Source organism: Rhizobium sp. SG_E_25_P2 (assembly GCF_029892285.1).
Taxonomy (GTDB): Bacteria; Pseudomonadota; Alphaproteobacteria; order Rhizobiales; family Rhizobiaceae; genus Rhizobium_E.
The window spans coordinates 42,895-69,513 of record NZ_JARXVM010000013.1 but is presented as its reverse complement, the minus strand read 5'-3'; the positions used below and the strand labels follow the sequence as shown (position 1 = coordinate 69,513).

The 26,619-nt window shown below is 59.9% G+C and carries 30 protein-coding genes and 3 pseudogenes; 17 read left to right on the top strand and 16 right to left on the bottom strand.

The features are described from left to right. The first annotated feature begins 190 nt into the window (after nucleotides 1-190). Genes M2360_RS17875 through M2360_RS17855 form a run of 5 tightly spaced genes read left to right on the top strand, consistent with a single transcriptional unit; the run spans nucleotide 191 to nucleotide 4,474 of the window. Entirely contained in the window at nucleotides 191-1,285 is a 1,095-nt protein-coding gene (locus M2360_RS17875) for an ABC transporter substrate-binding protein (protein WP_280776616.1), read from the top strand. A gap of 19 nt (nucleotides 1,286-1,304) precedes the next feature. Then, nucleotides 1,305-1,928 (top strand): hypothetical protein, encoded by a 624-nt coding sequence (locus M2360_RS17870; protein ID WP_280776615.1) that lies wholly within the window; start codon nucleotides 1,305-1,307, stop codon nucleotides 1,926-1,928. Then, the gene (locus M2360_RS17865; RefSeq protein WP_280776614.1) at nucleotides 1,921-2,652 is read left to right on the top strand and encodes a hypothetical protein; all 732 of its coding nucleotides are present in this window, start codon (nucleotides 1,921-1,923) and stop codon (nucleotides 2,650-2,652) included. The genes M2360_RS17870 and M2360_RS17865 overlap by 8 nt, the downstream gene beginning before the upstream one ends. Next, complete coding sequence (locus tag M2360_RS17860) at nucleotides 2,649-3,713, top strand: iron ABC transporter permease (RefSeq protein ID WP_280776613.1); 1,065 nt, start codon at nucleotides 2,649-2,651, stop codon at nucleotides 3,711-3,713. Before M2360_RS17865 ends, M2360_RS17860 begins: the two co-directional genes overlap by 4 nt. A 2-nt stretch (nucleotides 3,714-3,715) precedes the next feature. After that, nucleotides 3,716-4,474, top strand: coding sequence for an ABC transporter ATP-binding protein (locus tag M2360_RS17855; protein WP_280776612.1), 759 nt, complete (start codon nucleotides 3,716-3,718; stop codon nucleotides 4,472-4,474). A 130-nt stretch (nucleotides 4,475-4,604) separates the two neighbouring features. On the opposite strand, the pseudogene M2360_RS17850 reads toward M2360_RS17855, so the two are convergent. Beyond that, a pseudogene (locus M2360_RS17850) lies at nucleotides 4,605-4,803 on the bottom strand (hypothetical protein). Then, a pseudogene (locus M2360_RS17845) lies at nucleotides 4,787-4,996 on the bottom strand (IS30 family transposase); the annotation flags it as partial. The pseudogenes M2360_RS17850 and M2360_RS17845, both read right to left, overlap by 17 nt. Nucleotides 4,997-5,145: 149 nt before the next feature. Here M2360_RS17845 and M2360_RS17840 point away from each other — a divergent pair. Further along, nucleotides 5,146-5,874 (top strand): alpha/beta hydrolase, encoded by a 729-nt coding sequence (locus tag M2360_RS17840; RefSeq protein WP_280776694.1) that lies wholly within the window; start codon nucleotides 5,146-5,148, stop codon nucleotides 5,872-5,874. Here the strand turns inward: M2360_RS17840 and M2360_RS17835 are convergent. From M2360_RS17835 to M2360_RS17810, 6 genes are all read right to left on the bottom strand, one after another. After that, a complete protein-coding gene (locus M2360_RS17835) occupies nucleotides 5,862-6,560 on the bottom strand; it encodes a GntR family transcriptional regulator (protein ID WP_280776611.1) in 699 nt (232 codons plus the stop codon). The two genes, M2360_RS17840 and M2360_RS17835, sit on opposite strands and share 13 nt — an antisense overlap. A gap of 111 nt (nucleotides 6,561-6,671) precedes the next feature. Further along, nucleotides 6,672-7,454, bottom strand: coding sequence for a class II aldolase/adducin family protein (locus tag M2360_RS17830; protein ID WP_280776610.1), 783 nt, complete (start codon nucleotides 7,452-7,454; stop codon nucleotides 6,672-6,674). Between the two features lie 3 nt (nucleotides 7,455-7,457). Further along, nucleotides 7,458-8,210 (bottom strand): ABC transporter permease subunit, encoded by a 753-nt coding sequence (locus tag M2360_RS17825; protein WP_280776609.1) that lies wholly within the window; start codon nucleotides 8,208-8,210, stop codon nucleotides 7,458-7,460. After that, a complete protein-coding gene (locus M2360_RS17820) occupies nucleotides 8,195-8,944 on the bottom strand; it encodes an ABC transporter permease (protein ID WP_280776608.1) in 750 nt (249 codons plus the stop codon). The genes M2360_RS17825 and M2360_RS17820 overlap by 16 nt, the downstream gene beginning before the upstream one ends. Further along, nucleotides 8,941-9,783 carry an ABC transporter ATP-binding protein gene (locus M2360_RS17815; RefSeq protein ID WP_280776607.1) on the bottom strand — a complete coding sequence of 281 codons (843 nt, stop codon included), beginning with the start codon at nucleotides 9,781-9,783 and terminating at the stop codon, nucleotides 8,941-8,943. Before M2360_RS17815 ends, M2360_RS17820 begins: the two co-directional genes overlap by 4 nt. Nucleotides 9,784-9,808: 25 nt before the next feature. Beyond that, nucleotides 9,809-10,819 carry an ABC transporter substrate-binding protein gene (locus M2360_RS17810; RefSeq protein ID WP_280776606.1) on the bottom strand — a complete coding sequence of 337 codons (1,011 nt, stop codon included), beginning with the start codon at nucleotides 10,817-10,819 and terminating at the stop codon, nucleotides 9,809-9,811. A gap of 230 nt (nucleotides 10,820-11,049) precedes the next feature. Here M2360_RS17810 and M2360_RS17805 point away from each other — a divergent pair, with 230 nt between their 5' ends. From M2360_RS17805 to M2360_RS17775, 7 genes are all read left to right on the top strand, one after another. Further along, nucleotides 11,050-12,477, top strand: coding sequence for an amidase (locus tag M2360_RS17805; RefSeq protein ID WP_280776605.1), 1,428 nt, complete (start codon nucleotides 11,050-11,052; stop codon nucleotides 12,475-12,477). Continuing rightward, a complete protein-coding gene (locus tag M2360_RS17800; protein WP_280776604.1) occupies nucleotides 12,470-13,453 on the top strand; it encodes a cupin domain-containing protein in 984 nt (327 codons plus the stop codon). Before M2360_RS17805 ends, M2360_RS17800 begins: the two co-directional genes overlap by 8 nt. Beyond that, nucleotides 13,450-14,787 carry an LLM class flavin-dependent oxidoreductase gene (locus tag M2360_RS17795; RefSeq protein WP_280776603.1) on the top strand — a complete coding sequence of 446 codons (1,338 nt, stop codon included), beginning with the start codon at nucleotides 13,450-13,452 and terminating at the stop codon, nucleotides 14,785-14,787. The genes M2360_RS17800 and M2360_RS17795 overlap by 4 nt, the downstream gene beginning before the upstream one ends. A gap of 37 nt (nucleotides 14,788-14,824) precedes the next feature. Continuing rightward, entirely contained in the window at nucleotides 14,825-15,610 is a 786-nt protein-coding gene (locus tag M2360_RS17790; RefSeq protein ID WP_280776602.1) for an SDR family oxidoreductase, read from the top strand. A 7-nt stretch (nucleotides 15,611-15,617) separates the two neighbouring features. After that, complete coding sequence (locus M2360_RS17785) at nucleotides 15,618-16,313, top strand: aspartate/glutamate racemase family protein (RefSeq protein ID WP_280776601.1); 696 nt, start codon at nucleotides 15,618-15,620, stop codon at nucleotides 16,311-16,313. A 362-nt stretch (nucleotides 16,314-16,675) separates the two neighbouring features. Next, a complete protein-coding gene (locus M2360_RS17780; RefSeq protein WP_280776600.1) occupies nucleotides 16,676-16,930 on the top strand; it encodes a plasmid stabilization protein in 255 nt (84 codons plus the stop codon). Further along, on the top strand, nucleotides 16,927-17,346 hold the full coding sequence (locus tag M2360_RS17775) for a type II toxin-antitoxin system VapC family toxin (protein ID WP_280776599.1): 420 nt from the start codon (nucleotides 16,927-16,929) through the stop codon (nucleotides 17,344-17,346). Before M2360_RS17780 ends, M2360_RS17775 begins: the two co-directional genes overlap by 4 nt. A 114-nt stretch (nucleotides 17,347-17,460) precedes the next feature. Here the strand turns inward: M2360_RS17775 and M2360_RS17770 are convergent, their stop codons facing one another. From M2360_RS17770 to M2360_RS17760, 3 genes are all read right to left on the bottom strand, one after another. Beyond that, nucleotides 17,461-17,859 (bottom strand): MAPEG family protein, encoded by a 399-nt coding sequence (locus M2360_RS17770; RefSeq protein ID WP_280776598.1) that lies wholly within the window; start codon nucleotides 17,857-17,859, stop codon nucleotides 17,461-17,463. 72 nt (nucleotides 17,860-17,931) lie between these two features. After that, a complete protein-coding gene (locus tag M2360_RS17765; RefSeq protein WP_280776693.1) occupies nucleotides 17,932-18,672 on the bottom strand; it encodes an SDR family oxidoreductase in 741 nt (246 codons plus the stop codon). A 129-nt stretch (nucleotides 18,673-18,801) separates the two neighbouring features. Beyond that, a complete protein-coding gene (locus tag M2360_RS17760; RefSeq protein ID WP_280776597.1) occupies nucleotides 18,802-19,209 on the bottom strand; it encodes a DoxX family protein in 408 nt (135 codons plus the stop codon). Nucleotides 19,210-19,358: 149 nt separating this feature from the next. Here M2360_RS17760 and M2360_RS17755 point away from each other — a divergent pair, with 149 nt between their 5' ends. Continuing rightward, entirely contained in the window at nucleotides 19,359-19,763 is a 405-nt protein-coding gene (locus tag M2360_RS17755; RefSeq protein ID WP_280776596.1) for a helix-turn-helix domain-containing protein, read from the top strand. A gap of 100 nt (nucleotides 19,764-19,863) precedes the next feature. On the opposite strand, the gene M2360_RS17750 is transcribed toward M2360_RS17755, so the two are convergent. Then, the gene (locus M2360_RS17750; protein WP_280776595.1) at nucleotides 19,864-20,223 is read right to left on the bottom strand and encodes a helix-turn-helix domain-containing protein; all 360 of its coding nucleotides are present in this window, start codon (nucleotides 20,221-20,223) and stop codon (nucleotides 19,864-19,866) included. A gap of 118 nt (nucleotides 20,224-20,341) precedes the next feature. On the opposite strand from M2360_RS17750, the gene M2360_RS17745 reads away from it, so the two are divergent. Both M2360_RS17745 and M2360_RS17740 read left to right on the top strand, forming a co-directional pair. Next, the gene (locus M2360_RS17745; RefSeq protein WP_280776594.1) at nucleotides 20,342-21,088 is read left to right on the top strand and encodes a glucose 1-dehydrogenase; all 747 of its coding nucleotides are present in this window, start codon (nucleotides 20,342-20,344) and stop codon (nucleotides 21,086-21,088) included. A gap of 119 nt (nucleotides 21,089-21,207) precedes the next feature. Next, nucleotides 21,208-22,119: pseudogene (locus M2360_RS17740) on the top strand (NADP-dependent oxidoreductase). A 178-nt stretch (nucleotides 22,120-22,297) separates the two neighbouring features. On the opposite strand, the gene M2360_RS17730 reads toward M2360_RS17740, so the two are convergent. The 4 genes from M2360_RS17730 to M2360_RS17715 form a co-directional block, all read right to left on the bottom strand. Next, entirely contained in the window at nucleotides 22,298-22,612 is a 315-nt protein-coding gene (locus tag M2360_RS17730) for a nuclear transport factor 2 family protein (RefSeq protein ID WP_280776591.1), read from the bottom strand. Beyond that, a complete protein-coding gene (locus M2360_RS17725; RefSeq protein ID WP_280776590.1) occupies nucleotides 22,584-23,252 on the bottom strand; it encodes a DUF3313 domain-containing protein in 669 nt (222 codons plus the stop codon). The genes M2360_RS17730 and M2360_RS17725 overlap by 29 nt, the downstream gene beginning before the upstream one ends. Before the next feature lie 114 nt (nucleotides 23,253-23,366). Continuing rightward, nucleotides 23,367-24,731, bottom strand: coding sequence for an ATP-binding protein (locus M2360_RS17720; protein WP_280776589.1), 1,365 nt, complete (start codon nucleotides 24,729-24,731; stop codon nucleotides 23,367-23,369). Beyond that, the gene (locus M2360_RS17715) at nucleotides 24,728-25,483 is read right to left on the bottom strand and encodes a response regulator transcription factor (RefSeq protein ID WP_280776692.1); all 756 of its coding nucleotides are present in this window, start codon (nucleotides 25,481-25,483) and stop codon (nucleotides 24,728-24,730) included. The genes M2360_RS17720 and M2360_RS17715 overlap by 4 nt, the downstream gene beginning before the upstream one ends. A 307-nt stretch (nucleotides 25,484-25,790) precedes the next feature. Between M2360_RS17715 and M2360_RS17710 the strand changes: the two genes are divergently transcribed. Beyond that, a complete protein-coding gene (locus tag M2360_RS17710; RefSeq protein ID WP_280776588.1) occupies nucleotides 25,791-26,474 on the top strand; it encodes a hypothetical protein in 684 nt (227 codons plus the stop codon). Nucleotides 26,475-26,619: the final 145 nt, after the last annotated feature.

Sequence of the window (26,619 nt, the reverse complement as noted above, 5' to 3'; positions counted from 1 at the left end):
GCCGCACATCGTTTACGGGGCTGCCAGCAGTGTGAGGATTGTGTCGAACGAGGCGGCGCGAGTGCCTCTCGCTGTCATTTGCTCTTGGCGTGGTTCCAGTGCCGTCGAACGGGGATCCCCAGCGAAAATACTTGACAATAACTGTCATGATTAATACGCCATGCCCAGATCGTTTTTCGAGGAGCTGTCCATGTCTGCAACAATCCGCCGCCGCCCGTCTCTGGGTTTTCTCATCCTGGGCATCGCTGCTTTGCTGGGCTCCAGCGCCCTGGTGGCTGCAGCCGAGGTCACAATCCAAGATTCGCGCGGCAAGGACGTTGTCATTGCAAGCCCCGTCAAATCGGTCGCGATCTTCCCGCTGCCCATCCCTGAGGCGCTGATTGCCATTGACCAGGGCACGAGCCGCCTAGTTGCGATAAATCCGCGCGCCAAGACGGCGCTGATGAACGGCGTCATCGGACAACTCTTCCCCGAGATCAGCGCCATCCGCACAGACCTGGTCGCGCCGAACTTCATTCCCAATGTCGAGGAGATCCTGAAGGCACGGCCCGACGTCGTGCTGCAGTGGCAGGCCAAGGGCGACGAGCGCGTGGCGCCGATGGAAAATGCCGGCATCAAGGTCGCAACCGTCAGCACTGAATCGCGCGAGACCCGCCGCGGCTATGTCGCGATGCTGGGCAAGATTCTCGGCAAGGAAGATCGCGCCAAGGCCTTTCTCGACTGGGAAGACAAGACCGTTGCCGATATAGCCGCCGTTCTCAAGACGGCCGGCAGGCCGAAGCCGCGGATCGTCTTCATCGACAGCATGAACGACAACGAATTCGTCGTCTTCGGGCGCGAGGAAGCCTATTTCATCGCGTCCGGCCTTGCCAACGTGGCGACGGAGGCCGGCTTCACCGAAGGTTCGGTTAAGGTGGGTGCTGAATCCCTGCTGCAGTGGAAGCCCGATATCGTGTTCGTCAACTATTACAACGACGCCATCAAGCCGGCCGATATCCTCCAGCATCCGGTTCTGGCGGGCCTCGATGCCGTCAAGAACGGCCGTGTCTACAAGACGCCGGCAATCGATCCTGCCACGGCTGCCGGCGGCGAGCTTGCCTATCAGTGGTTTGCCGAGATCGGCTATCCCGACCTCTTCAAGGAGGACATGCGCACCGCCGTGGCCAAGGGTTTCGACTTCCTCTATGGCAAGCAACTGACTGCGGCCCAGATCGACAAGCTGATGCAAATGGACTGGAACGGCGCTAGCGCCGGCTATGCCGAAGCCTTCGGCAAGACCCAGTAAAAAACCTTTGGGGGCGGGAATGAAGGATATCGGCTTCGTCACCTCGGGTGATGGCGCGCAGTTGCAGTGCTATCGCGACTTCGAGCACTACCTGGACGAAGAGATCTATCTGCGGCATCTCGACCGCGTCGATCTCTCGCAATTCAAGTCGATCGTCATTCCCGACTTCTCCAACCAGGCCCTGCTTCAGGCCCATGCCCGCCAGATCAACGACTATCTGGCGGGCGGCGGCTTTCTGATCGTCTTTGAGCCGAACCGCATGGACGAGTGGCTCGATGTGGTCCAGGTTCAGTGGTTCTCGCGGGAAACCGAGGACTGGAAATGGTGGATGCGGGCAGGCGGCCGCATGGAAGCCTATCAGCCGGAGCCCCGTCACCCCATGGCGCAGGCGATCCCGCTGGCCGACATGTGCTGGCATTTCTTCGGCGCCTTCCGCTTTCCGGACGATGCCACGCCGATCCTCAACCTCGACAATGACGAGGGCTGCCTGATCTATGACCAGCCGGTGACAGGGGGTGGGCGGTTGATCGCCTCGACTATCGACCCGCATACCCATCACGGCCGCCGCTTCATGCCCGCAACCACCCGGTTTCTCAACGGCTTCTATCCCTGGCTGAAGGCGGAGGTGCAGAACCGTGGCTGAAGACGCAAGGACTTTTCGCGGCGGCAAACGCCCACACCTGCTCTATGTGCGCTCCACCCGCAGCTATAATATCGATCGCATGGGTGGTCTGATCCCGCAGGAATGGCGCTACAGCGCCCTCGATATCTACGACCTGGAAACCGTTGATCTCGCCGATGTCGATGTGCTGTTCGTCTCGGGCATGCATGACCAGATCTTTATGAAGTCGATCGAGCCGAGGCTGGTTGCCTACCTCGCCTCGGGCGGCCATTTCATCATCAACGGCCATATCATCCTGCCTTGGTTGCCCTGTCTCTCGCAGTTCAAAGCGGTGAGCCCGCGCCCTTTCACCAACTGGATGATCCGGCCGGACCGGCCGGGTGGCTATTTCGGTCGCATGGACTTTGAGAATTTCCATCGCCACGAGGGCATCCTGGGCCAATACGCGCGCGGCTACACAGCCCTGCCGCGCGGTGGGCAATGTCTATGCATGATCGGCGGCCCGGCGGCGGACGGAACGATCCTTGAGGGTCCGGTAGATTGGGTCTGGCGCATGCCTGGAGGCGGCAAGGTGTTCATGCACAATGGCGATCATATCGAGCAGTTCAGCTCCGACCCGCGCCATCAGCCCAACCTGCTGCATGACATTCTGGACGCGCTGGTTTTCTCTGACGAACCGCCGGAAGCGAAGGTCGATGCGGGTGATGGCAGTATCTTATCCGAACTCTTCGGCAATGAAACATGAGCAGGTCGGCCGACAGTGCGGCGGTTGCTGTACCGACAGCGGTGAACCGGACCGCTGATCGCCTGGTCATGTCGATGCTGGTCGTTCTGCTCGTGGCCGCCATGGTAGGTTCGCTGACGATAGGACGTTATGGCATTGCCATGAAGGACATCGTGACACTGGCCGGCGGCTGGATCGGCATCGGCCCTGGTCGCGCCGGTGTGGCGGAACCGGTCTGGCGCGTGGTCGAACTGGTGCGACTGCCGCGCATGCTGGTGGGCGGCAGTGTCGGCGCGGGGCTCGCGCTCAGTGGCGCCGTGCTGCAGGGCGTGTTCCGCAATCCGCTGGTCGATCCGCATGTGATCGGCGTTTCGTCGGGCGCTGCCTTCGGCGGTGTCTTCGCCATCCTGCTCGGTCTCGGCGCCGTGGCGCTCTGGTCCATGGCCTTTGCTTCAGGGCTGTCGTCGCTGCTTCTGGTCGTGGTACTCAGCCGCAAGGGCGGCCGGTCCTCGATCCTAATGCTCGTACTTACGGGCGTCGTCATTTCAGCGCTGTTTTCCGCCCTGGTGTCGCTCGCCACCTACTTCGCCGATCCAAACGATACGCTACCGGCCATTGTCTTCTGGCTGATGGGTTCGTTTGCAAGCGCCACGCCGCAGCGCGCCATGCTGATGGTGCCGATCCTTGCGGCCTTCGCCATACCTTTGCTGCTGACGCGATTTCGCATCAACGTTCTGTCGCTTGGCGACGATGAAGCAAAGTCGCTCGGTCTGCGCGTTGAGCCCACCCGTTGGCTGGTGCTCTGTTGCGTCACGGGCATCACCGCCGCGAGCGTTGCCAATTCCGGCATTATCGGCTGGGTTGGCCTGGTGGTGCCGCATTTCGCCCGCACTTTGGTTGGACCAGACCATCACAGGCTGCTGCCGGCCACCGCCCTGCTCGGTGCCAGCTTCATGCTGATCGTCGACACCATGGCGCGCACGCTGATCGCCGCCGAAATTCCGCTCGGCGTCCTGACCGCCATCGTTGGCGCACCGGTCTTCATGATCCTGCTCCACAGGGCTCAAAGCGAGGGCTGGTAGATATGATCGATGCCCAAAACCTCGGGTTCCGCTATGCCTCTGAGGGTCCCTATCTTTTCCAGGACCTGTCCTTCAGGCTTGAGCAGGGGCGAACCCTGGTTCTTCTGGGACGCAATGGCCGCGGCAAGACCACGCTTTTGCGAATTGTCGCCGGACTTGCTGTACCGACCATCGGCGTCGTGCGGTGCGAGGGCGCTGTCGGCTATGTGCCGCAGCAATTCGTTCCGGCCTTCAACTATTCGGTCTTCGATGTCGTGCTGATGGGGCGGGCTCGCCATGTCGGGCTCTTTTCCCAGCCATCGCCCCGTGACAAAAAGTTGGCGCTCGACGCACTGGACCTCGTCGGCATGGCAGACTTTGCTGGGCGAGCCGTCGCCACCCTATCCGGCGGCGAGCGGCAATTGGTGCTGATCGCGCGGGCCCTGGCCTCAGAAGCGAGCATCCTGCTGCTCGATGAGCCGGCGTCGGCACTGGATTTCCACAACCAGGCTATCATGCTATCTATGCTGCGGCGGCTGTCGCGCGAACGCAGGCTCACGATCGTCATGACCACCCACGAGCCGACCCACGCGCTGGAGATCGCCGATCAGGTGGCATTGCTCTATGGCAACGGGCGCTGCGAACAAGGGCCGATCGACCAGTTCTGCACGCAGGATCGGTTAACGGATCTCTATGGCATTACCATGGATCGGCTGGAGCGCGGAGCTGGCGACGCGAAGAGGACGCATATTGTGGCCCGCTATTCGGCCGTGGATAGCTAGGCAGCATGGTTGCCTTGTATGGACTCGCTCGCGCTCGGTTATCTCGGTCCGGAAGAACGCCATTTTCCTGGCGGAACACCTTGCTGAAATGCTGAGATTGTCGAAACCGACCGCATAGGCGCTTTCCAGCCTATTTGCGTTGATGATCGCGCTTTGGCAAAGAGTTTGCGTAAGCAGCAGCCTCGCCGGAGTAGGGGAAATTGTCCCCCAAGCCGGCAGACGCGATCGTAAACTTCGAATGTGGGCGCGTCGACTTCGACTCTCTTATAACCATTCACGTATTCAAACTTCGGTGTTTTAAAGCCGGCAGTCTCAAATCTGAGATGCAACAGGCATGTTTGAGATTTCAGTTTGATAGGTTTCGAGCGGGGTTCTGAAGCCGAGTGTTTGTCTTGGCCGATTGTTTAGGCTGTCGGCGATTTTGTCGAGGTCTTTCTGGGAGTAGATGCCGAGATCGATTCCCTTTGGTAGATACTGGCGGATCAGGCCATTGGTGTTTTCGTTGGTGGGGCGCTGCCTTGGATGCGACGCGATGTTTGGATAACGTGAGCGATATGACAAGATTCTTTGATCATTGCATACCCACATTCGGCCCAAACCAGCAGGGTGAGCCGGTCCGGATCGGTCGTAGTCGCTACGCGCTGTACGGAACTCGGGGGCCATTTGTGTTCATGATTCATGGTTGGTGTGGTAACGCCGAGGTCTGGGCGCAGCAAATTCACGGCTTTGCGGAGCGGTACCGCGTGGTCGTGTTCGATTTCTTTGCAGACGACGATGCGTCAGGTGACGAAGACTGTTCGGGCTGCTCCATTGGGCACTTGGCGCAGACCGTGGTTGCGGTCGCGGATGCGCTCAAGGCGCAGGCGGTCGTTCTGGTCGGGCATTCGATGGGCGGCCCCATTGCCATCGAGGCTGCGCTCGAACTGGAAGGCCGCTGCCTGCTTGTTCTGGGCATCGATACGTTTACCGACGCGACTTTCTATCGCCGTCTTGCCCTGGATGAACGGGAACATCGACTGGCGGGATTTCGAGCGGATTTCAAGAGTACGATGATCTCCATGGTGCGCCGCATCACGTCCGATCGCGTCGAAGGCCTTTCCAGCCGGATTGGGGCATCTATGTCCGCGAAAGAACCTCGTACCGCTTTGGCAATGCTGGAAGCCCTGTTCGACTGGGACATAGAGGAGCACTGGTCTCATCTGAGGTGTCCGGTCGAGGCGATCAATTCTGCTGTTTTGTCAAGCGGAGCCGAACTGCTGATGCTTCCGGGCCTATCGGTTCACCTGATGGAGGCCGTGGGCCATTTTCCGATGCTGGAAGATCCAGAAAGCTTCAACGCATTGGCTTACGACATTCTGGAACACAATCTGGGGGATGTCCGTACCGATCATATGTCTTGAAAGGTCATCGATGGGAGAGCGGCAATGAAATCCGCCATATCGTCGCCCAAGAGACTGACATGTTCGCTGGCCGCTGAAAATGCCGCCTCGGCGTCAGCCCGTTCGATCGCGTCGAGAATGCGTTGATGCTCGCCGATCGTGGCAACCATCCGGCCCGGCTGGTGCGTGACGTAGCGCCGGTAGGCGGCAACCCGGCGACGCAGGGACCGCGTCTGCCCGGCCAGGAAATGCGTGTGGGCCGCATCGTAGAGCAGATCGTGAAACTCCGAATTGACAGCATAAAAGACCTCCGGATCGCCCGTGCTCAGGGCTTCGATCAAACGCGCGTGAACGTCCCGCAGTGCGGCCTTCTCGGAGAGAGTGGCACGCCTAGCCGCAAGCTTGGCGCACAGGCCTTCCAGAGCGCCCATCATCTGGAACATTTCCAGGAGCACAGGGATCGAGATCCTGGCGACCGTTACACCCTGACGACCACGCATATCCACAAGGCCAGTTGCCGTCAGCGCCCTCAGCGCTTCGCGCACCGGCGTCCGCGACATGCCGAACCGCGTAGCAAGCTCGACCTCGTCCAGCCGGTCCCCAGGCTTGAGCGCCCCGCTGACGATGAGTTCCTCTAGCTGGTTGCGCAATTCGTCGGACAGGGTGCCGGATCCATTCCGGACCGCATCCTGCCCCGTCTCCGCCATTCTCTCTGCCCCGGCGCTCCGTCCTGTCATGGTGTCCCCCGCATTCCAAATCAGTGTTCATGTGTCCGCATGGCAGCTTCTACCAGAAGATCGCGGCGCCATCCTGCATCTTCATTCTCTATAGGACGGGTCGATCCGGTCCAGAAGCCGGATGAAGGCCGGCCATTCACGCGTGCCTGGCGACAGAATGTCACCATGCTGGTGATTGAACTGGCGCGAGGCGGTTTCCGTTACGTCTGGATGCGGCAGGGCAATGCGTGCGCCGCCGCTGGCCGCACTCTGCACCATTAATTGCACGCGTGCCGCCTTTTCGAAGTAGTACATCAGAATGAAGGCCTCGGGGATGGTGCGCCCGACTGTCAGAATGCCGTGATTGCGCAGAACGAGCACATTGTGCGGGCCGATATCGTCGATCAGGCGTTGACGCTCGTCCGTATCGATCGCAACGCCCTCATAGTCGTGCAGGCCCATATGGCCCTGATAACGCATGGCAAACTGGCTGATCGGCAGCAGTCCGTCCTGAAGCGCGGAGATCGCGGTCGCCGCTTCCGAATGGGTGTGCAGCACACAGATCGCGTCCTCGCGACCTGCATGGATGGCGCTGTGAATAACGAAACCGGCGCGGTTGACGTCGTGGTTGCTCGGTTCGACCTTGTTTCCTTCCAGGTCGATCTTGACGAAACAGGAAGCCGTTACCTCTGAAAACAGAATGCCATAGGGATTGATGAGGAAGTGGTGATCGGGTCCGGGCATGCGCACGGAAATATGGTTGTAGATCAGGTCATCCATGCCGAAATGGGCCACGAGACGGTAGCAGGCGGCCAACTGGACACGCAGCGCCACTTCGTCGGCATGGGGTGCGGGAATGTCGGTTTTCGGCGCAGCAGTGCTCATGGTTTATCTCCACCAGACGAGTTTTCGATCGATCGCGACAAGGAGACCATAGAGAACCAGGCTTCCGAAGGACGAGACAAGGACGGCGGCCCAGACATCGATATAATTGATCTGGGATGTCGATTGGTAGATCACCTGGCCTATGCCTGAATAGGCTCCGAGCATTTCCGTCACGATGACGGTGATGGTGCTGCGGGCAAGCCCGATGCGCAACCCCGTAACGATGGCGGGCATGGCCACCGGCAACCGCAGCCGCCACAGGATTCCGAACGGCCCCGCGCCAAAACTGCGCAGCAGGTCGAGCGATGCCGGCTCCGGCCGCTTCAGCCCGTCAAGCGCGTTGAGTAGCATGGCGAAGCTGACTGCGAACGCCGCGATAGCAATCTTCGAGCCCATGCCAAGACCGAACCAGATCAGCGCCAGCGGCACGAAGGCGACCGTCGGCACCGAATTGAGCGCGACGAACAACGGCAGCAGCATGCGTTCGAGAAGCGGCAATAGGATCATCGCGACGGCCGCCGCGAGCCCGACCAGAGCGCCGAGGAGAAAGCCGAGCAGCGCTTCGGCGAAGGTGATGTACAAAGCCTTGCCGAGCAGCGCCTTCCTTGCCAGGGCGCCAGCGAAGATATCGAGCGGCTTTGGCAGGATATAGGCCGGCACGTCGAACAACCATGTCGCGCCCTGCCACAGGAAAAACAGCGCAAGGACCGCCAGGGTGACCGGTGCGACGGTGGAGATCATCAGTCTATGCGCCACCAGACATATCTCCTTTCGATGAGCCCGAGAATTCCGTAGAGCAGACTGCCGAGCAGGCCGCAGACAACGATCAGCACCCAGACGCGGGTGACCTGCTCGAAATACAGCGCCTGCAGCAGCATGACCCCGAGGCCGACGGTATCGCCGAACCATTCGCCGACGATGGCGCCGGCAAGCCCCAGCGATATGCCGAGTTTCAGCCCGACCATGATCTGCGGCAGCGCGGTTGGCAGAGCGAGCATCAGGAAGGTGCGGATGCGCGACGCGCCGAAACTGCGCAGCAGCGCCGCGCGCTGCGGATCGACCGTCTGCAGTCCGCGCAAGGTGCTGACGGCGACCGGAAACAGCGTCAGGTAGAGAGCGATAACCACCTTCGACATCAACGTGTTGCCGAACCAGATCACCACGATCGCGCCGAAGGCGATGATGGGAACCGTCTGCAGGGCGACGAAGACCGGCAGGATGGCGCGTTCGGCAAACCGGATATAGGCAAAGCCGACGCCGAAGACGAAACCGAGTGCGGCCCCCGCAGCGAAGCCGATAACGGTCTCGATGAAGGTGCGCCAGAAGCTGAAGGCCAGATCGCGCCAGACCGACAGGCCGTCGGCAAACACCGCCGACAGCGGCGGCAGATAGCGCGGCTCGATCTTCAGAAACGGCGCCAGCAGGAACCAGGCCGCGAAGGTGATGGCGATGGTGGCCGCCGGCGTCGTCAGCAGATCGCGCCGCGTCATGCGGAAATCTCCATGGCGAAGCTCTTCATGCTCTCCTCTTCGATCACCGCCAGCAGCTTTCGCTTGATGTCCATGAACTCGGGCGACGTGACGATCGAGGCGTCGCGCGGCCGCGGCAGCGAAATCGTTTCGATGCATTTGATCGATCCAGGCCTTGCCGTCATCACCACGACCCGATCTCCGAGAAAGATCGCCTCGTCGATGTCGTGGGTGATGAAGAGAACCGTGCGCCAGTGCCGAGCCCAGATGTCGAGCAGCCAGCGCTGCATCATGGCGCGGGTCAGCGCATCGAGCGCGCCAAAGGGCTCGTCGAGCAGGATCAGGTCGCGCTCGAACAGGAAGGTGCGCATCAGCGCGACACGCTGGCGCATGCCGCCCGACAATTGATGCGGATAGTGTTTCTCGAAGCCCTTGAGGCCGAATTCGGGAAACAGCGCCTCGGCCTTCGCTCGCGCATCGCGCCGAGACATGCCCTCGACCTCCAGCGCGATCGTGGCGTTGTCGAGCACCGAGCGCCACGGAAAGAGCAGGTCGCGCTGCGGCATGAAGGAGACCTTGCCGAGCAGCGCCCCATCCTGCTGCGGCTTGCCGGACAGCAGGATCGAACCATCCGGATCGGGCGGTAGAAGACCGGCGATCATGTTGAAAAGCGTCGACTTTCCACAGCCGGACGGCCCGACAAGCGTGACGAATTCGCCGGGCGCGATGGCAAGGTCGACCTTGTGCACCGCAACCGTTTCCTGCTCCTTCTCACCAAAGCGTTTCCAGACATTGACCAGTTCGATCTGGGGGAAGCGATGGGCCGCTCCGGGTATTTCAGTCGTCAGGGGGCGGTCCATCGGCCTGCCTTTCATTCTCGATGCTTCAGAGTTTCTTGTCTTCAGCCGGCACCTTCTCCCAGAAGGAAGGGTCGAAGGCGGTCGACAGATCGATCTTGCTCTTCAGCGCCTTGAATTCGATCAGACTGTCCTGCACAGCGGCAATGGATTTGAGATCGATCGCCCCGAGACCTTCGCTGGTGCCGAGCTTGGCGACCATGACACGCTCGATCTCGTCTAGCATCAGTTCTTGATGCTTGCGGTCGAGCCCGGAGCCTGCGGCCATGACGATATCGACGGCTTCGGCCTTGTGCTCGAAAGCGTATTTCCAGCCTTTCAGCGTGGCGGCAAGGAAGCCCTGAACCAGTTCAGGCTTGTCCTTGATCATGGTTTCGGAGGTGACGATGGCGTCCTGCTGGGTGGTTACGCCGGAATCGTCGGGCAGGAACAGATCGATGTCGGTGATCCCCTGTTCCTTCAACGTGTTCAACTCGTTGTAAAGCGTCACGGTGGCGACGTCGTACTGCTTGTCGATGAAGGGCTGCATCGAGAAAGGCTGCGACACGATATCGACGTCCGACTGGGCGATGCCTTCGGCCGCAAGCACCGAAAACAGCGTGTATTGCGGGCCGACGAACCATGTCGCTACCTTCTTGCCCTTGAAGTCCTTGACCGACTTTATGCCCGACTCCTTGTAGGCGACATAGGCGAAGGGCGTCATCTGCTGCGACATGCCGATGCAGATCAGCGGCAGGCCGTTTTCGCGGGCATAGAACATGCCCTCCGTGCCGCTGGCGATGCCGAAAGTGTCGGCGCCGGAGGCGACCAGAGTTTCGACGCTGATATTGGGGCCGCCGGGGTTGATGGTCGCATCCATGCCGGCCTCTTCATAGAAGCCCTTGGCCTTTGCTACATAGACGCCGGCAAACTGTGCCTGGGCGACCCATTTAAGTCGGATGGATACTGGCTCGGCAGCAGCGGCAGACTGGGTTGCGGTCAATCCGATGATGGCGACCATGGTCGCTGCAAGCAAGCCGTTTCGCATGAATAATTTCATTTTCGCTTCCCCTGTTGTGTGCAAAAAGGCACCTGCAATATACATGCCAATCAGAAATCAACGTGCTTTTCTGCTCCGATGCCCGGAAATCGCCATTATTTGCACAAAACGATCAAAAGACATCACTTCCATGCCAGAAAATAGGGCTCTTCGCCTAAATCTTTTGCGTTGATTATTCAAAATACTTCTTTATGCATAATGAGATGGCGGAATTCGGAACAGGGGTTTTGATGGCGGAAGACATGCTTTGGGCCGAAAGTTTCACCGCATTGAGCGAACGGATACGCACCGGCGTGCTTTCGCCGGTTCAGCTGACCGAACTCATGCTCGACCGCATCGCGGCCCATGACGGCGCGCTTCATGCCTATGTCTGCGTCTCTGCCGATATGGCGCTGTCTAGCGCGCGGCAGGCGGAGATCGAGATCCGCAGCGGCGGCTGGCGTGGCCCGCTTCACGGTGTTCCCATTGCTGTCAAGGACGTCTTCTATACCACCGCAATCCGCACGGGCCTCGGCAGTTCGATCTATGACGACTGGCAGCCGCCGTACGACTCCACCGCCACGGCGCGGCTGGCCGCTGCCGGTGTCGTCATGCTCGGCAAGCTGACGGCGACCGAGGGCGTCTATGCAGATCATCATCCGTCTATCGCGCCGCCGCTCAACCCTTTCGGGGCAAACCACTGGACGGGGACATCGTCGAGCGGCTCCGGCGTCGCCGTGACGGCTGGCCTTGCCTATGGCACGCTCGGGACGGATACGGGTGGATCGATCCGCCTGCCATCCGCCTGTTGCGGACTCGTCGGCATCAAGCCGACCTGGGGACGCGTCAGCCGGCACGGCGTGTTTCCGCTTGCCGAATCCCTCGACCATATCGGACCGATGGCCCGCTCGGCAGCGGATGCGGCAGCCCTTCTCGGCGCAATAGCCGGCGTGGATCCGGCCGATCCAACGGCGGCGCCCGTCCCTGTTCCGGATTATCTGGCTAGCATCGGCGATGGCATTGCCGATCTTGCCGTCGGCATCGACTGGCGCTTCATCAGATCCAGGGCAACGGATGAGGTCTGCGCCACCATCGAGCATGTGTTGTCCACGATCACCCGACTGGGGGCACGGATCGTCGATGTCGAGTTTCCTGGGACGGACGACATTCTGCGCGGCTGGGCTGTCGTCTGCGCCGTCGAAGCGGCCATCGCGCACCGCGAGACCTACCCGTCGCGTAAGGCGGAATTCGGCCCGCGGCTTGCAGCACTTCTGGAGCGCGGCAACGGCTTCAGCGGCATTGAGCTGGCCGAAGTCCTTTCCGGGAGGCGCGAATTCACCGGCCGCATGGCGCATCTTTTCAGCGACGTCGATCTTCTCGTCGTGCCGGGTCTGCCGGTCGCGGGCCCGACGCTCGATCACATGGCCTCGCTCGGCGAAGACCCCGAGGCCATTCTGGCGATCGGCCCGTTTACCGCTCCGTTCGACATTTGCGGCTATCCGACGATCACGGTTCCCTGCGGGACGAGCACGATGGGCATTCCCATCGGTTTCCAGTTCGTCGCCAAACCCTTTGACGAAGCGCTGTTGTGCCGTGCCGCACATGCCTATCAAGGCGTGACCGACTGGCACCTGCGCCGGCCGGCGCTTTCGCCGCATCAGGAGCAAAGACATGCGTGAGGCAGAAGCTGCATCCCCGAGGATCGACATGGCGTCCATGCCCGTGCAGCGTCCGGACGCTCCCGCCAGCCCCGCGCAAGACCGCGCCCGCTTCTTCAATTCAGGCAATGCCTTCAACATCAAACTTCCCGCCATCCCGGCGGCAATCTTCCTTGATGAGTCTGTACGTGCAGTCGATGCCAAGACGACCAGCCTGATCGCCTGCGACCAGTCGGCAGCCATCGGCACGTCCTTTGCCGCGACGACGCCCCTGATGCTGGCCCGCTATGCGACCATCGCGGCCGACGATGCGATGGTCGTGAACCTCGTTGCGACCGGCATCATCTGGTACGTGATCGGAGGCAGCGGCACGGCCGTGATCGGCAGCGACAGCTTCGACTGGGCTACCGGCGACGTGTTCGTGACGCCGGGTGGAGTCGACACCACGTTATCAGCCGGACCGAATGGCGCCGTCCTCTGGCTTGTGTCCAACGAGCCGCAGTTGAGCTTCGACGGGCTTCATCCCTCGACGGGTCCGGAGGCGGCCATCGAGACCGTGCACTATCCGGCTGCGGAAATCGCCGCGCAATTGCAGCGTGTCGTCGACGCCTCGGCAAATGAGACGACGTCGGGGATGGCGCTGATCTTCTCGTCAGCCCGGCACGAAGCCAGCCGCAACATCATGCCGTCGCTGACCCTGTCCCTCAATACCGTACCGGCCGGCGAGCAGCAGCGGCCGCACCGGCACAATTCCGCAGCAATCACCCTCATCTTGCGCGGCGACAATGCTTACTCCAAGGTGGGCGGCACGCGTTGCGACTGGTCGCCCTTCGCCACGCTGGTGACGCCGCCAGGCGACCCGCACTCCCACCACAATGACGGCGACGAGCGGGCCTTGTTCCTGATCGTGCAGGACGGCGGTCTGCATTCTCATGCGCGCACCATGGGGTTCACGTTTCTTGAAGCGAATGGCCCAAAAACGGATGACGGCGCATGACGGGCCGCAGGCAGATCCATCTCGGCCTTTTCATTCTGGGAACCGGCAGCCATGTGGCTGGCTGGCGCTATCCCGGCGCTTTCGGCAGCTTCCAGGACATCGCCTCCATCCAGGCGATCGCGTCCTGCGCCGAGCGCGGCAAGTTCGATATGATCTTCATGGGCGACAATCTCTATGCCGATCCGGCCGCCCACCCGTCCTATACCGTGCGGCTCGAGCCATTGACGATGCTGTCTGCCATCGCGGCCGCAACCTCGCGCATCGGTCTTGGCGCCACGACCTCTACCACCTATGGCGATCCTTTTTCCACGGCGCGCGCCTTCGCCTCGCTCGACCACATCAGCGCCGGTCGCGCCGCCTGGAACGCGGTGACGACCGCGAACACGGTTTCAGGCGCCAATTTCGGCCGCGCGCATCCGGATCACGGCCAGCGCTATGCGATCGCCGAGGAATTCATCGACGTGGTGCGCGGTTTGTGGGACTGCTGGGACGACGATGCCATCGTCGCCGACCGGTCGAGTGGGCTTTATATCGACCCTGAAAGAGTCCATGCACTCGATCATGTCGGCCCCTTCTTCGCCGTCAAAGGCCCACTGAACATCGGCCGCGCGCCGCAGGGCAGGCCGGTCATTCTCCAGGCGGGCGGCTCTGGTCCCGGTCAACGTCTTGCGGCCCGCACCGCCGACGTCGTCTTTTCCGTGGTGCAGGATTTCACGGAGGCGCAGGCGCAGTATAAGACCTTCAAGGCGCTGCTGCCCGAATTCGGCAGGCGCGCCGAGGACGTGACGCTGCTGCCGGGCGTCATGCCCGTCGTCGGGCGCACCGCGCGCGAGGCCTTCGACAAGCTCAAAGTTCTCCAGAGCTTCGTGTCAGAGACCAATGCACTGTCTCTGCTGTCAGACCGCTTCGGAATGGATATGGCCGGATATGATCTCGACGGACCGGTCCCCGATATTGCCCTTCCCGACAGCTACCATTCCTTTGTTGGTGTCATGCTGGCCAAGGCGAGGCGCGAGAGTATGACCTTGCGCGACGTCTACAACCTGATGGCGGCCGCGCGTGGGCACTGGGTGCTTTGCGGCTCCGCCGAGCACATAGCCGATACGCTGCAGCACTGGTTCGAGAACGGCGCCGCCGACGGTTTCAACATCATGCCGCCATATTTCCCGGAGGGGTTCGACGATTTCGTCGATCTCGTCGTACCCATCCTACAGGAGCGCGGGCTCTTCCGCACGGACTATACCGGCGCGACGCTGCGCGATCATCTCGGCCTCGACCGGCCGGCGCCGCTTCGAGTGGATCGCGGTCAGACCGACACGACGGCGCTCTCCTAACGAAACATCGTCGCAGAGAATAACACAGGAGACTTCCATGGATTTGCGTTTGACCGGCAAGACGGTTCTGATCACCGGCGCGTCGCAAGGCATCGGCGCCGGCCTTGCGAGAGCCTTTGCCGAGGAAGGCTGCGCGGTTCGCCTGACGGCCCGCAGTACAGACAAACTGACGGCTCTCAAGGCAGACATCGAACAGGCCTTTCCGGGCGCCTCCGTATCGCTGTTCCCGAGCGATCTCACCGAGCCGGGCGCGGCCGAGCTCCTGGCGGATGCGGTCGGCGATGTCGATATTCTGGTCAACAATGCCGGCGTTATCCCGTCGGGCTCGCTGTTCGATATCGACGAAGCGAAATGGCGCGCGGGCTGGGAACTGAAGGTCTATGGTTATATCAACCTCTGCCGTCTCTACTATCCACGTATGAAGGCGACCGGTGGTGGCGTCATCATCAACAATATCGGCAATGGCGGCGAAATCGCCGATCCGCGCTACATCGCCGGCGCCGTCGGCAATGCCAGTCTGATGGCCTTCACCCGGGCGCTCGGCGGATCGAGCCTCAATGACAATATCCGCGTGGTCGGCGTCAATCCGGGCCCGGTCGACACAGACCGGATCTACAACATGCTGAAGAAGCGCGCGAAGGACGTGTATGGCGACGAGGAGCGCTATGGTGAACTCGCCCAGACCTATCCGCTGGGCCGCCCGGCCCATATCCACGAGGTGACCGACCTCATCGTCTTCCTGGCGTCTTTCCGCTCAGGCTATACCTCCGGCACGATCCTGACCGTCGATGGCGGCATCGCCTCGCGGCGTTCGATCGTCTGAGGCGGGCATGGTGCTCCTCCGCCCGAAACGTCTCGGAATGCTCATCCCCTCGTCGAACACCGTCGTCGAACCGCAGACTGCTAAGCTTCTGCCCGCCGACGGATCCGTGACCGCGCATGTGTCGCGCATCGGCGTAGTGACGATTTCGGCGGACGATGCTTCGCTACGGCAGTTCGAGCGCGACAGTATGCTGGCGGCGGCCTGGCTGTTGGCAGACGCGGAGGTCGATCTCATCCTGTGGAACGGAACGGCTGCAGGCTGGCTCGGCTTCGAGCGGGACATCGCTTTGACGCACGTGATTACAGCGCATACCGGCATTCCCGCGACGACGGCGACGATGGCCCTCAACGATGCCTTGCGGCGGCACGGCGCCCGGCGCATCGGTCTCGTCACGCCCTATGTGGCGGAGCTCGAGGCGCGTATCATTCAAAATTATGCGATGATCGGCATCGAGATTACCTCCGCGGTTCGCCTGAACCTGACCCATAACACCGACTATGCCGCCATTCCGCCCGACGAAATCGCGGCCATGGCCCATGAGGTCGCGCGGGAGCCGGTCGATGCGATCCTCATCCTTTGCACCAATCTTGCTGGCGCGACGGTTGCCGCGCCACTGGAAAGGCAACTCGGTATTCCCGTGCTCGACTCCGTCCGCGTCGCCATTGAACATAGCCTTGGATTGCTGCACAAGACCGGTTCATGAAGCGAAGATGCCCGACCGTAGGGCTCAGTGTGCCAGGTCCTGGTAGCGCGTAACAACGAATATGCATTGCTCCTTCAATGCCTCACTGAGGATCATCGGGACGCTCAAACATCACGGGTGAATTTTTCGAACGCTGGTGTGATCCTCGTGGAACGATCGAGACAGGTATCGTTGTGGACCTGGACCAGGTCCCTTCGGTCGCAGCAGGCGTAGCGTTGCTGCAGGGCCGACGGTTCGATATCCTTCAAGGCACTGATATCTAAACAGACTGGATGCCCTACCTAGTTCATGAGCCTCTTGAATTTTGTCGGCACTTTGCGTATTTTGATATCGAAGACATCATTTATATAGAGGTGATATCAATGCCGGCAGTCACCATTCGAAACCTGTCTGACGAAACACATCGTGCTCTGCGGGTGCGAGCGGCTCATCATGGCCGGAGCACCGAGGCCGAAATCCGTGACATTATTGAAGCCGCTGTTCGTCCTCATGAACGAGTTAAGCTCGGTTCGTTGCTGACGGCTATTGGTCGGGACGCTGAGCTTTCCGATAGCGACATTGAAACCCTGCAGAAAAGCCGCGGCAAGACACCTGTTGAACCGATGACATTCGAATGATCTTGCTGGACACCAATCTTATATCCGAGCCTTGGAAGCCAGTTCCTGATCAGGCAGTAATCGCCTGGTTGGACGATCAAGCTATTGAAACGCTGTTCCTCTCCGCAATAACAATCGCTGAACTTCGCTTCGGGGTCGCTGCCATGCCGTTAGGGAAACGGCAAACTGTCCTTCGCGATCGCCTTGAGGGCGAAGTGCTGGCCCACTTTTCCGAGCGAATCTTGTCTTTCGATCTGGCTGCTTCTCAGTCTTATTCCGAACTAATGGCGCGTGCTCGAATATCTGGGAAAGCGATCGGCACTGCTGATGGTTATATTGCAGCCACCGCGGCAGCAAACGGCCTTGCGATCGCAACTCGCGACACGCGCCCTTTTGAGGCTGCTGGGCTAAAAGTTATAAACCCCTGGTCCAGATAACGACAGAATGTATGTGGTGTGGTGAGTCCGTATCCCATCAAGAGCCCATACTCTGGTTGCGAGACGCGTTCACGACCAAAGTGCTCCTTTGGGACGGGTTTACCGGCGAAAGCATCAAAAGGGGGCGATATCCAGCACAAGTGAAATGAGGCAAGCTGCCGCTGCAATCAATGCCAGGTAGGTGAAGATCATTCCGAAGCCGCGAAGCGGAGCATTCGCGCGCAGCATGCCGACCGCGTGAAGCAGCCTTCCAAGGCCTAAGGTTCCACCGATCGCAAAGACCAGCCAGGCTGCCGCACCCTGCGCCTCGACCAGGCCGAGCGTTATGACGCCCAGCGGCACATACTCGATGAAATTACCCTGTGCCCGGATGCGGTGTTGGAGCTTCTCGTCACGACTATCCCCCACCAGATCGCCAACCTTAATGCGCCGCAAGGTGACAGGGATCGACAGCATGACAAGGGCGACGGCGAACGCCGCGGCAAAGAGTGAAGTGATGGGAACGTGGATCATTGTGAGTTCTTCCATGTGTCGGGCGGATAACTGCGGGGCCTGGGTCCCCGCAGCGATCTGGCGAAGCGCGCGTCAGCGCGCGCCGTCGATGACCATGCCGCCATCCGGCGAGAGGGTGTAGCCGGTCAGGAACTGTGCATCCTTGCTCGCCAGGAACAGAAGGACAGGCGCGATGTCGTTCTCCGGCGAGCCATAGCGTTGCAGCGCGTTGTTTGCCGGCGGCACCTCGATATCGCCCCAGGTCTCGGCCACCGGCTGAATGTTGTTCACGGTGATCTTGTCAGGTCCCCACTCTCGTGCGGCGGTTCGCGTCAAAGCGCGGGTCGCCTCCTTGGCCATGTTGTAGGGTGCATAGGGCAGCATCCCGAGAAGCGCCGCCGGCGAACCGAAGTTGATGACGCGACCTTCTCCGCTCGCTTTGAGATAAGGATAGCAGGCTTGCATCGTGCGCAGGGTCGCGATCGGACCTGTATCAAAGTTGCGCTGCAACTGCTCGACCGACAACTCCATGATTGACGACATGACAGCCGAGGGATCGAAGGCGTTGTTCACCAGAATATCGACCCCGCCATAGGCTGCGACCACCATGTCCACAGCCGCCGTGATCTGATCGGCGCTGCTCACATCACAGGGCACCCCGAGCGCCGTTCCGCCGGCGGCCTCGATGTCCGCGACGACCGCTTCCACATTGGCGGGTGTGATTGAGAGCACCGCGACCTTCGCGCCTTCCGCTGCGAATAACTTGGCGGTCGCCCGTCCGATACCTCGACCCGCGCCTGTGACAATCGCGATTTTTCCGTTGAGTCGACCCATGTTTGTCTCCTGTGAATACTGGGCTGAGATGTGGGTTACGCCGTGGCGTTGCCCGTTGCTGATGACTGGCGCATGGCGGATCCAGCGCCGGTCAGTGATTTGAGCTGGTTGCTCCAAGGGGCCGCACCCTCATCGCGCATCCCCGATCGTCTCGGCTCCGAAGGGAGCGTAGGGCGAAGGCATTTCGCGCGCGGCATTCTGGGTGAAAAATGATCCGGCGATCAGCACAAGACCGACTGCCGCCGGTAGTGCGGCCTTGATATCGCGCACGCCCAGATGGGCGAGAACGGCGAGGGCCAGGTGATAGAACATCCCGGCATAGGCGAGATCGCTGAGCCCTACGCTGAAGCGCGAAAGGATCGCCGCCACGGCGAGAAGCTTGATGATGATCAGGACTTGGACAAGGTAACCGGGATAGCCCAGCTTGACGATGATCTGCCGGACTTGCTCGCTTCTCGTCAGATAAAGCAGAGCGGATGAGAGGTAGAGCAACGACAGCATCGCTGTCGCTATCCAGTATAAATTGGTTTCGGTCATAGGGGTTCCTGCCCACCAGTGGCCCGGTGAGGTCCTCGATAAAATGGCTTGTTTGGGCGCTGGCGCATTTCCATGATGCGGTGGAGCGTGTATTGAAAATGTAGCCTATGAGCGGGAAGCGCAAGTAGGATGAATTCTTGGTGGTAAGTATGGAAAACCAGACCAATGGCGATCGTGTCGCGACCATGCAGGACGAGATGCGCCGGGCGTTCACGCTGCTCTCGGGCAAGTGGAAGCTTGAGATCATGTGGCTGCTCAACCAGCGGATCTATCGCTTCGGTGAATTGCGAAAGGCGATCCCGGGTATCACGCAGCACATGCTGACGGCACAACTTCGGGAGCTCGAAGCCGACGGCCTGATCTCTCGTACGATATTTGCCGAGGTTCCGCCGCGTGTGGATTATGAGATAACGGCCAAGGCCCGCGGTCTCCAGCCGACGATGGAGGCCTTGGCTGCCTGGTGGCGGGAATATGGGACCGACGTTCCAGCCAAGCCGGCAACGCGTGGCCGCAAGGCGGGCAGCGTCACCACCACCCGGAAGACTGCCCGCTAGGCGTCAAGCGGTTGAAACCACGCAGCCTCGCCTTACCGCGCCTGCGCGGCCGAACAGGCCGTTGGTTGATCCGCGCTGAACCCGAGTGGAGATGCGCCGGTCATCCGGCGCCCACGCCCGACGTCTCGTCGCCGGAATTACTGGACGCGTACGCGTTCATGATCGCCCCCAGCAAGCCGGGGAAACGTGCGTTCACCTCGGCAAGACGCAGGTGGTTTCTCATCTGCTTGCCTTGGCGCTCGCTCCGGATCAACCCGGCCTCCCGCAAGATCTTGAAATGATTGGAGAGCGACGATTTCGGGATGACCCTGTCACCCAGCGCCGAGACTGTTGAGCAGGCCTTGATGCCGCCCTCTTCCATGATGTTGACGAGAATTGCCGCCCGGTCGGGATCCGACAGGGCATGAAGGATCATTTCCGGCTGAACATTCTCGATTGCTGGGTGAACTATAGGTCTCATGGCTTTTCCATATCGCAGCTTGACACACAGTTCAACAGTTCTATATTTCCGAACTGTAGAACTGACGCGCCTCAATCCGATGGTGGCTGAATTTCGCTTAGCAAAAAAGGTAACGCAAATGAACAGACTCGAAGGCAAGGTCGCCGTCGTAACCGGGGCGTCGAAAGGTATCGGTGCGGGCATCGCCAAAGCTTTGGCAAAGGATGGCGCGGCCGTGGTCGTCAACTACGCGTCCAGCAGGGAAGGTGCAGACGCCGTCGTTGACACCATCAAGGCCTCCGGAGGTAAGGCCATCGCCGTCCAGGGCAACGTGTCCGTCGCCGCCGAGGCACAGGCGCTGATCGAGGCGGCGGTGTCCGAGTTCGGTCGGCTCGATATCCTCGTCAACAACTCGGGCGTCTGGGAGGCTGGACCGGTCGAACTGTTCACCGAGGATCAGTATCGGCATGTCTTCGATGTCAACGTGCTCGGCGTGCTGCTGACGACCCAGGCTGCGATCAAGCACCTTCAGGAAGGCGGCAGCGTCATCAATATCTCCTCGTCGATCACGACGCTGCGATCGCCGGGCACATCGCTTTATACCGCGAGCAAGGCAGCGGTGAACGCGATCTCCGACGTGTTGGTCAAGGAACTCGCGCCGCGCAAGATCAGGGTCAACGTCGTCAGCCCCGGCTTCGTTGCAACGGAAGGAACTAAGGCCGCCGGCATCGCAGGATCTGAGATGGAGGCTGGCATCGTATCGCAAACGCCGCTCGGTCGAGCCGGAGAGCCGGACGACATTGCCCGCGTGGTTGCATTCCTCGCATCCGACGATGCGAGCTTCGTGACCGGCGAGAACATCCTGGCCAGCGGCGGCTTGCGTTGATGCGTCGGCGCTGGGCGGCTGGCCGGTGATAGGCCGGCTGCCCAGCGCCACGCTGATGAAACGCAGGCAGCGAGACCTCAATCGCTTTGCACCTTACTCAAAATGAAAAGGAAAGATCCATGAGAGCCGTTCAATACGAAAGTTATGGCGAACCCGACGTGTGCAGATTGTCGACATCGCTGCGCCGCACGCCGGCGCCGGCCAGATCCGCATCGCGGTTCGGGCGGCAGGCGTCAACCCTCTGGACTGGAAGCTAAGGTCGGGAATCTACCGTGATTTCATGCCGATAGATCTCCCCAGCGGCGTTGGCGCCGAGGCGGTCGGTATCGTCGACGAAGTGGGCGACGGCGTGTCCAATGTCGCGGTCGGTAATCGTGTATTCGGTATCACCGTTCGCCGGACCGCCATGGCCCAACATGCGGTGCTGACCAGTTGGGCACACATTCCGGACGGCATGTCGTTCGAGGTGGCAGGCGGCCTTGCGATTGTCAGCGAGACGGCGACGCGCATCCTTGATCTGGTTGGTAGCAAAGCCGGAGAGACGCTGGTGGTGGTCGGCGCCTCGGGCGGGGTGGGCAGCGCGGTCGTCCAGGTGGCGCGCCAACGCGGCGTCAAAGTGATCGGCGCGGCAAGCGAAGCAAAGCACGATTATCTTCGCAAGCTCGGCGCGGTTCCGACGACGTACGGACACGGGCTGCCAGCCCGCGTCCGCGCCCTTGCACCGCAGGGGGTTGATGCAGCACTTGACCCTAGCCGGGGCAGGCGTCATCCCCGGTCTCATCGAGATGGTGGGCGATCCTGCCCGTGTTCTGTCGATCGCGGACATCGATGCACCCAAACACGGTGCGCAGGTCACGATGTCTCAGGACAGCCATCCTGAAATCGCCCTCAGGCATGTCGCCGCGCTCTATTCCACGGGCGCGTTTGACCTCCCAATCGAGCAGGTCTTTTCGCTTGAGAAGGTCGCGGATGCGCAGCGGCGTAGCGCGAGCGGAAGAGTTGCCGGAAAGCTCGTCATCACCCTTCCCTAATAAAATTGTTGATAGTTCTGCATTTGCGGAACAGGGCAAAAATGCCGGTTATTGAAACTGTCATGCAATGATGCACTATCCGCCCTACGAAAGTCGCTATGGTGACGTCCGAATGCCGATACCGTCAAGAGTGTCCACGCGCCAGGGTTGCGGGTAAATGTGGTCAACTCTCGTGAAATCAATTTTCTCCCGGCCCGACGTTGTCACTTACAACTGAGACAATCCTCCAGCGATCTTGGGTTCTAACCAAAGAAAAAAAGTCTATCGCGGCGTTTTGCGCGCCACTTGGAAAATTCATCGTCAAGTATTGTTCGGCAACTGCCACGTCGCCCAATATTCGAATATTTCTTTTGCCGACAGTTTCGGAATAGCCGTTTTCTTGAATGCCATTCGCGAGCTGTGCCTGCGTGTAACGGGGAAGATCCAGAATGGAAATTTCTGCGTCGGCTGGAAAGACTCTCAAATCAGGGGCGCAGTTGCGCCGCCAGTGCATCGGCGCCCTTGTCTATGGCCACCTCAGACGCCTTCAAAGCGCCGAAGCTTGCGCCGACATTCATTGCGTTGGGGTATTGCTTGCTGACATAGGCCAGCAGCAGAGCATTGGTCGTCGCGTCGTAGATTTCCACGGCGTAGTTTGCCGAGCCGGTCATCGAGCCTTCCTTGCCACGTGCGGCCTGAACAGCATTGTAGACGCCGCCGCCAACATCAAGATGTGAGGCCGGCCCAAGGAACGGTGTGGTTTTGCGTGCGCCTGTGAGCGTCAGGTGGACACGAAGGGTTCCGGGCGCGGGCGAATTGACGACCGAAAATTGCGTCTGCAGCGTCTGTGTGATTTTTTTTTGCATGTAGTCGGCTAGCGCCGTCTTCTCCTGCTCGCTGACTTTCACAAATTGATTGTCCCGCCCCTGGTAGATTGTGACCGGGTCTATGATGACCTTGTCATACTCGCTCCAATTCGCCCCGCCATCGTAACGGTACGGGATGCGACCAGTCCTGTCGTTCGGGTCGGGTTTAAGCTGTTGGGCAGAGGCAAGACCCGCATAGGCTGAGGGATCTGCAGTGGCGCAGCTCGTAAGCGCCCCGCTTGCAACGATGAGGCAGACGCTCGCAATGGACTTTGTTTTCAATAGCATAGACTCCAGCCTGCTTTTTTGCGCCATGCGGCGATTGCGGCTGACGCTTAAATAGCTGCTGAAGACATTGCGGTGTCTTCATTTATGTTTGGAGATGTTCGCGCTGGCGCAAGTTCAGGCGGCGGGCGTCAGGTCTGGCAAGTTCGAAGCCTGAACAAGCTGGCCTTTTGGCAAGACAATCTCCACGATGAGGCCATTTGGCAATCGGTCGAGCAAGCTCATTGACCCCTTGTGGCCAATCACCACAATTCCATGCGCGATCGCGAGACCCAGTCCAAACCCACTGCCTTTGGCGCTAGTCTGCCGGGACTCGTCAACTTTGAAAAACGGCTCAAGGACTTTTTTCTTCATATGATCCGAGAGGCCGGGGCCATCGTCTGACACTAGGACAACGATGCGGTCGCCCTGGTCTTTCAATGAGATCTCGATATTTTCGCCATATCTGGACGCATTGTCCACCAGATTGGAAATGGCCCGCATCAATCCTTGCGGCATGCACAGGCATGTCAGGCGTCTTGGTCCGACAAACCGCGTCATGACGCCGGTATCTGAGAAGTCGTCGGCAATCGTTTGCAATAAGCTCGACAAATCCACCTTGCGCACGGGCTCGAACCTATTGTCCAGAAAGCTGAGGCTGGTGTCGATCAGGGAGGACAGCATCGTGATGTCCGCAAGCATCATTTCCTTGAGCGCAGGTTCATTCGATCGGTCGATGCGCATGCGCAGCCTCGTAAGCGGCGTCCTGAGGTCGTGGCTGATGGCGCGTAGCACGCGGGTTCGCTCGCGAAGCATCGTCTGAATTCGGCTTTGCATGATGTTCAGGGACGCAGCCAGGCTTCTGATTTCAGATGCGCCTTCCGCCTTGAACGGCTCTTCGGAATGGTCGTCCATGCTGACGCGCTGGGCGGCCGCCGCGAAGCGGATGAGCGGTTCGGTGACCAGCCAGCTGCCGAGATATGCCAGAAGTATCAGTGGAATGACGATTTTCAGGATGCCGCTCGCCATAGCGGGCGCCAACCAGACGCTGCTCGGAAACTGCGGCATCGTGAAGGATAATGCCCGAGTCTCATCGACTTTAACGATGAGCGCAGGTGGTTCGCTGTTGGATGAAACGGCGTTACGGAGCGCCGTCAAAATACCGTCATTGATCAGTTCCTTGATCTGTTTGAGAATTTCGGCGTTCGGCGCCCCAGGCGTGTAGACGAAGGAAGCAAGATTGGGCTCAGCCCGGTCTACGGATGCGCCAAGGCGACGGGCGAACTGAAGCACTGCGTCTTCCTTCTCCCGGGTTTGACGTTCGGCAAATTGTTCAAGCACCATCTGCACGCGGCCAGCGAACAAACCGATCTCGATGCCTTTGTCGTGGCGGCCATAAATAAATGGCTCCGTTATGGCCGCCGCCGCCGAGACGAAGACGACCAATAAGATGGCGAGGAACAGGAGTTGCGTGCGGATGGAGGCGATACGCAATGCGCTCATCTCAACGGCTCAACCTTCGAGGCGAAGAGATAGCCGCCCAGTCGCACCGTCTTGATGAATGTCGGATCCTTGAGGTTCGGCTCGATCTTCTGGCGAAGCCGGCTGATGTGGGCGTCGATGCTGCGTTCGACGGGCCCCGCCGCGCCTGCATGCGTCATCATCAGAAGCTGTTCGCGCGTCAGAACCTTGTTGGGATGGCGACAAAACGCCCAAAGCAAATCGAACTCTGCAGTGGTCATGGAAACCTGAGCGCCCTCAGCGTCGAACAACTCCCGGCTTCTGGGGTCAATCCGCCATCCTGAGAACACAAGGGCTTCACGGTCGTCTGCCACACCATCACGGTCAGAGGCCCTGCGCAGGATGTTTTTGATGCGCGCCATCAGTTCTCTGGAGTTGAAAGGCTTGGTGACATAGTCGTCAGCGCCCAGTTCCAGCCCGAGAATCCGGTCTATATCTTCTCGAAGAGCCGTCAACATCAGAATTGGCGTCTTTCCGGAGGAGCGCAGTCGCCTGCAAATGCTAAAGCCGTCTTCGCCGGGAAGCATCCCGTCAAGGAGCACGAGATCGAACTCGTGGCGGGCCAGCATCCTGTCCATCTCGATACCATTTCCGACAGAAGCTGCCTCGAAACCGCTGCCTTTCACGAGATCGACAAGCATGCTTGCGATATCGCCATCGTCCTCGACAATCAATATACGAGTGTGTGCTGTTGCAGCAGGTTTGAGTGGCGCTGTATTTCCAGGCTGCTGCATAGACATTGCCATCTCTAAAACTCTTGGCCTATCGGCCTGTCCGATTTGATGAAAGGCGCAGTTTTGCCGCGCGTCATTCGATATCTAACCGATCCCATGCAAAACTATGTTCAGAAATATTGCAAAATGTTGCGGCAACCGGCTGCAGCGTTGATACGACGATCGAAGGCCTGTTTCTTCTCACATTTTCATGTGCGCCCGGGATCGTTGCGCATAATCCGCAACATTTCAGAACATCACTTCATTTGACCCATCGGGTTGCCCAGGCTCAATATCAGCAAGCTTTTCACATCTCGGAGATTTCTTCATGGCGACCATAAACGCAAAATACTCAACGAGCGTGAGCTTTTTTGATTTCTCGACGCTGCTGCTCGCTGAAGACCATACTGAAAAATCAAGCCAATATGTCGCTGACTATGTTGATTATAAAGAGATTTTTACGGGAACGAATTTGAGCTACAGCTGGCTCGGCGTCCCGAAGGGAGGGACGATTACCGGATATGAGCGTGTTTCCGACGATGACGGCGCGGTGGTAACGATTACGGGCCTTTCTGTCTCAGCGTCGGAGCTTGGGGAAGCGGCAAAGAGCCTGACTGACCTGAGCGATGACAAGGCGCTAACGAAGAAGATCTTCGCAGGGGCTGATGTGATCAATGGATCACGCTATGCCGATGAACTGAATGGCTATGCCGGGCATGATGTGATTACTGGCGGGCGCGGGCGCGATATTCTGACTGGCGGCGCGGGATCGGACACTTTCGTTTTCGCCAAAGGTTCCGGCGTTGATGTTATCACCGATTTCAACGCGAGCGACCATTCGTCCTCGCATGACCTCATTGACCTCAGCGGCTACACATCCGTGAACAGCTTTTCGGATCTGGACGTGCATCGCTCCGGATCCAGCGTAATCCTCGATCTTGCAGGCAGCGACAGGATCATTCTTCACGATGAGAAGGCCGCCGCGATCAACGCATCCGACTTCATTTTCTGAGGGGCGACGGCCAATCGCTCGCTTTTCCCTGCCGTGGCAACGGCTTTTGCTATGGATGTCCTCGACAGGCGCAATCGCGTCTGCCGTCGCGCCAAAACGCGACTCGCCTCGCGCTTTGACAAAACAGCCTCCTGATGCAGGGCGC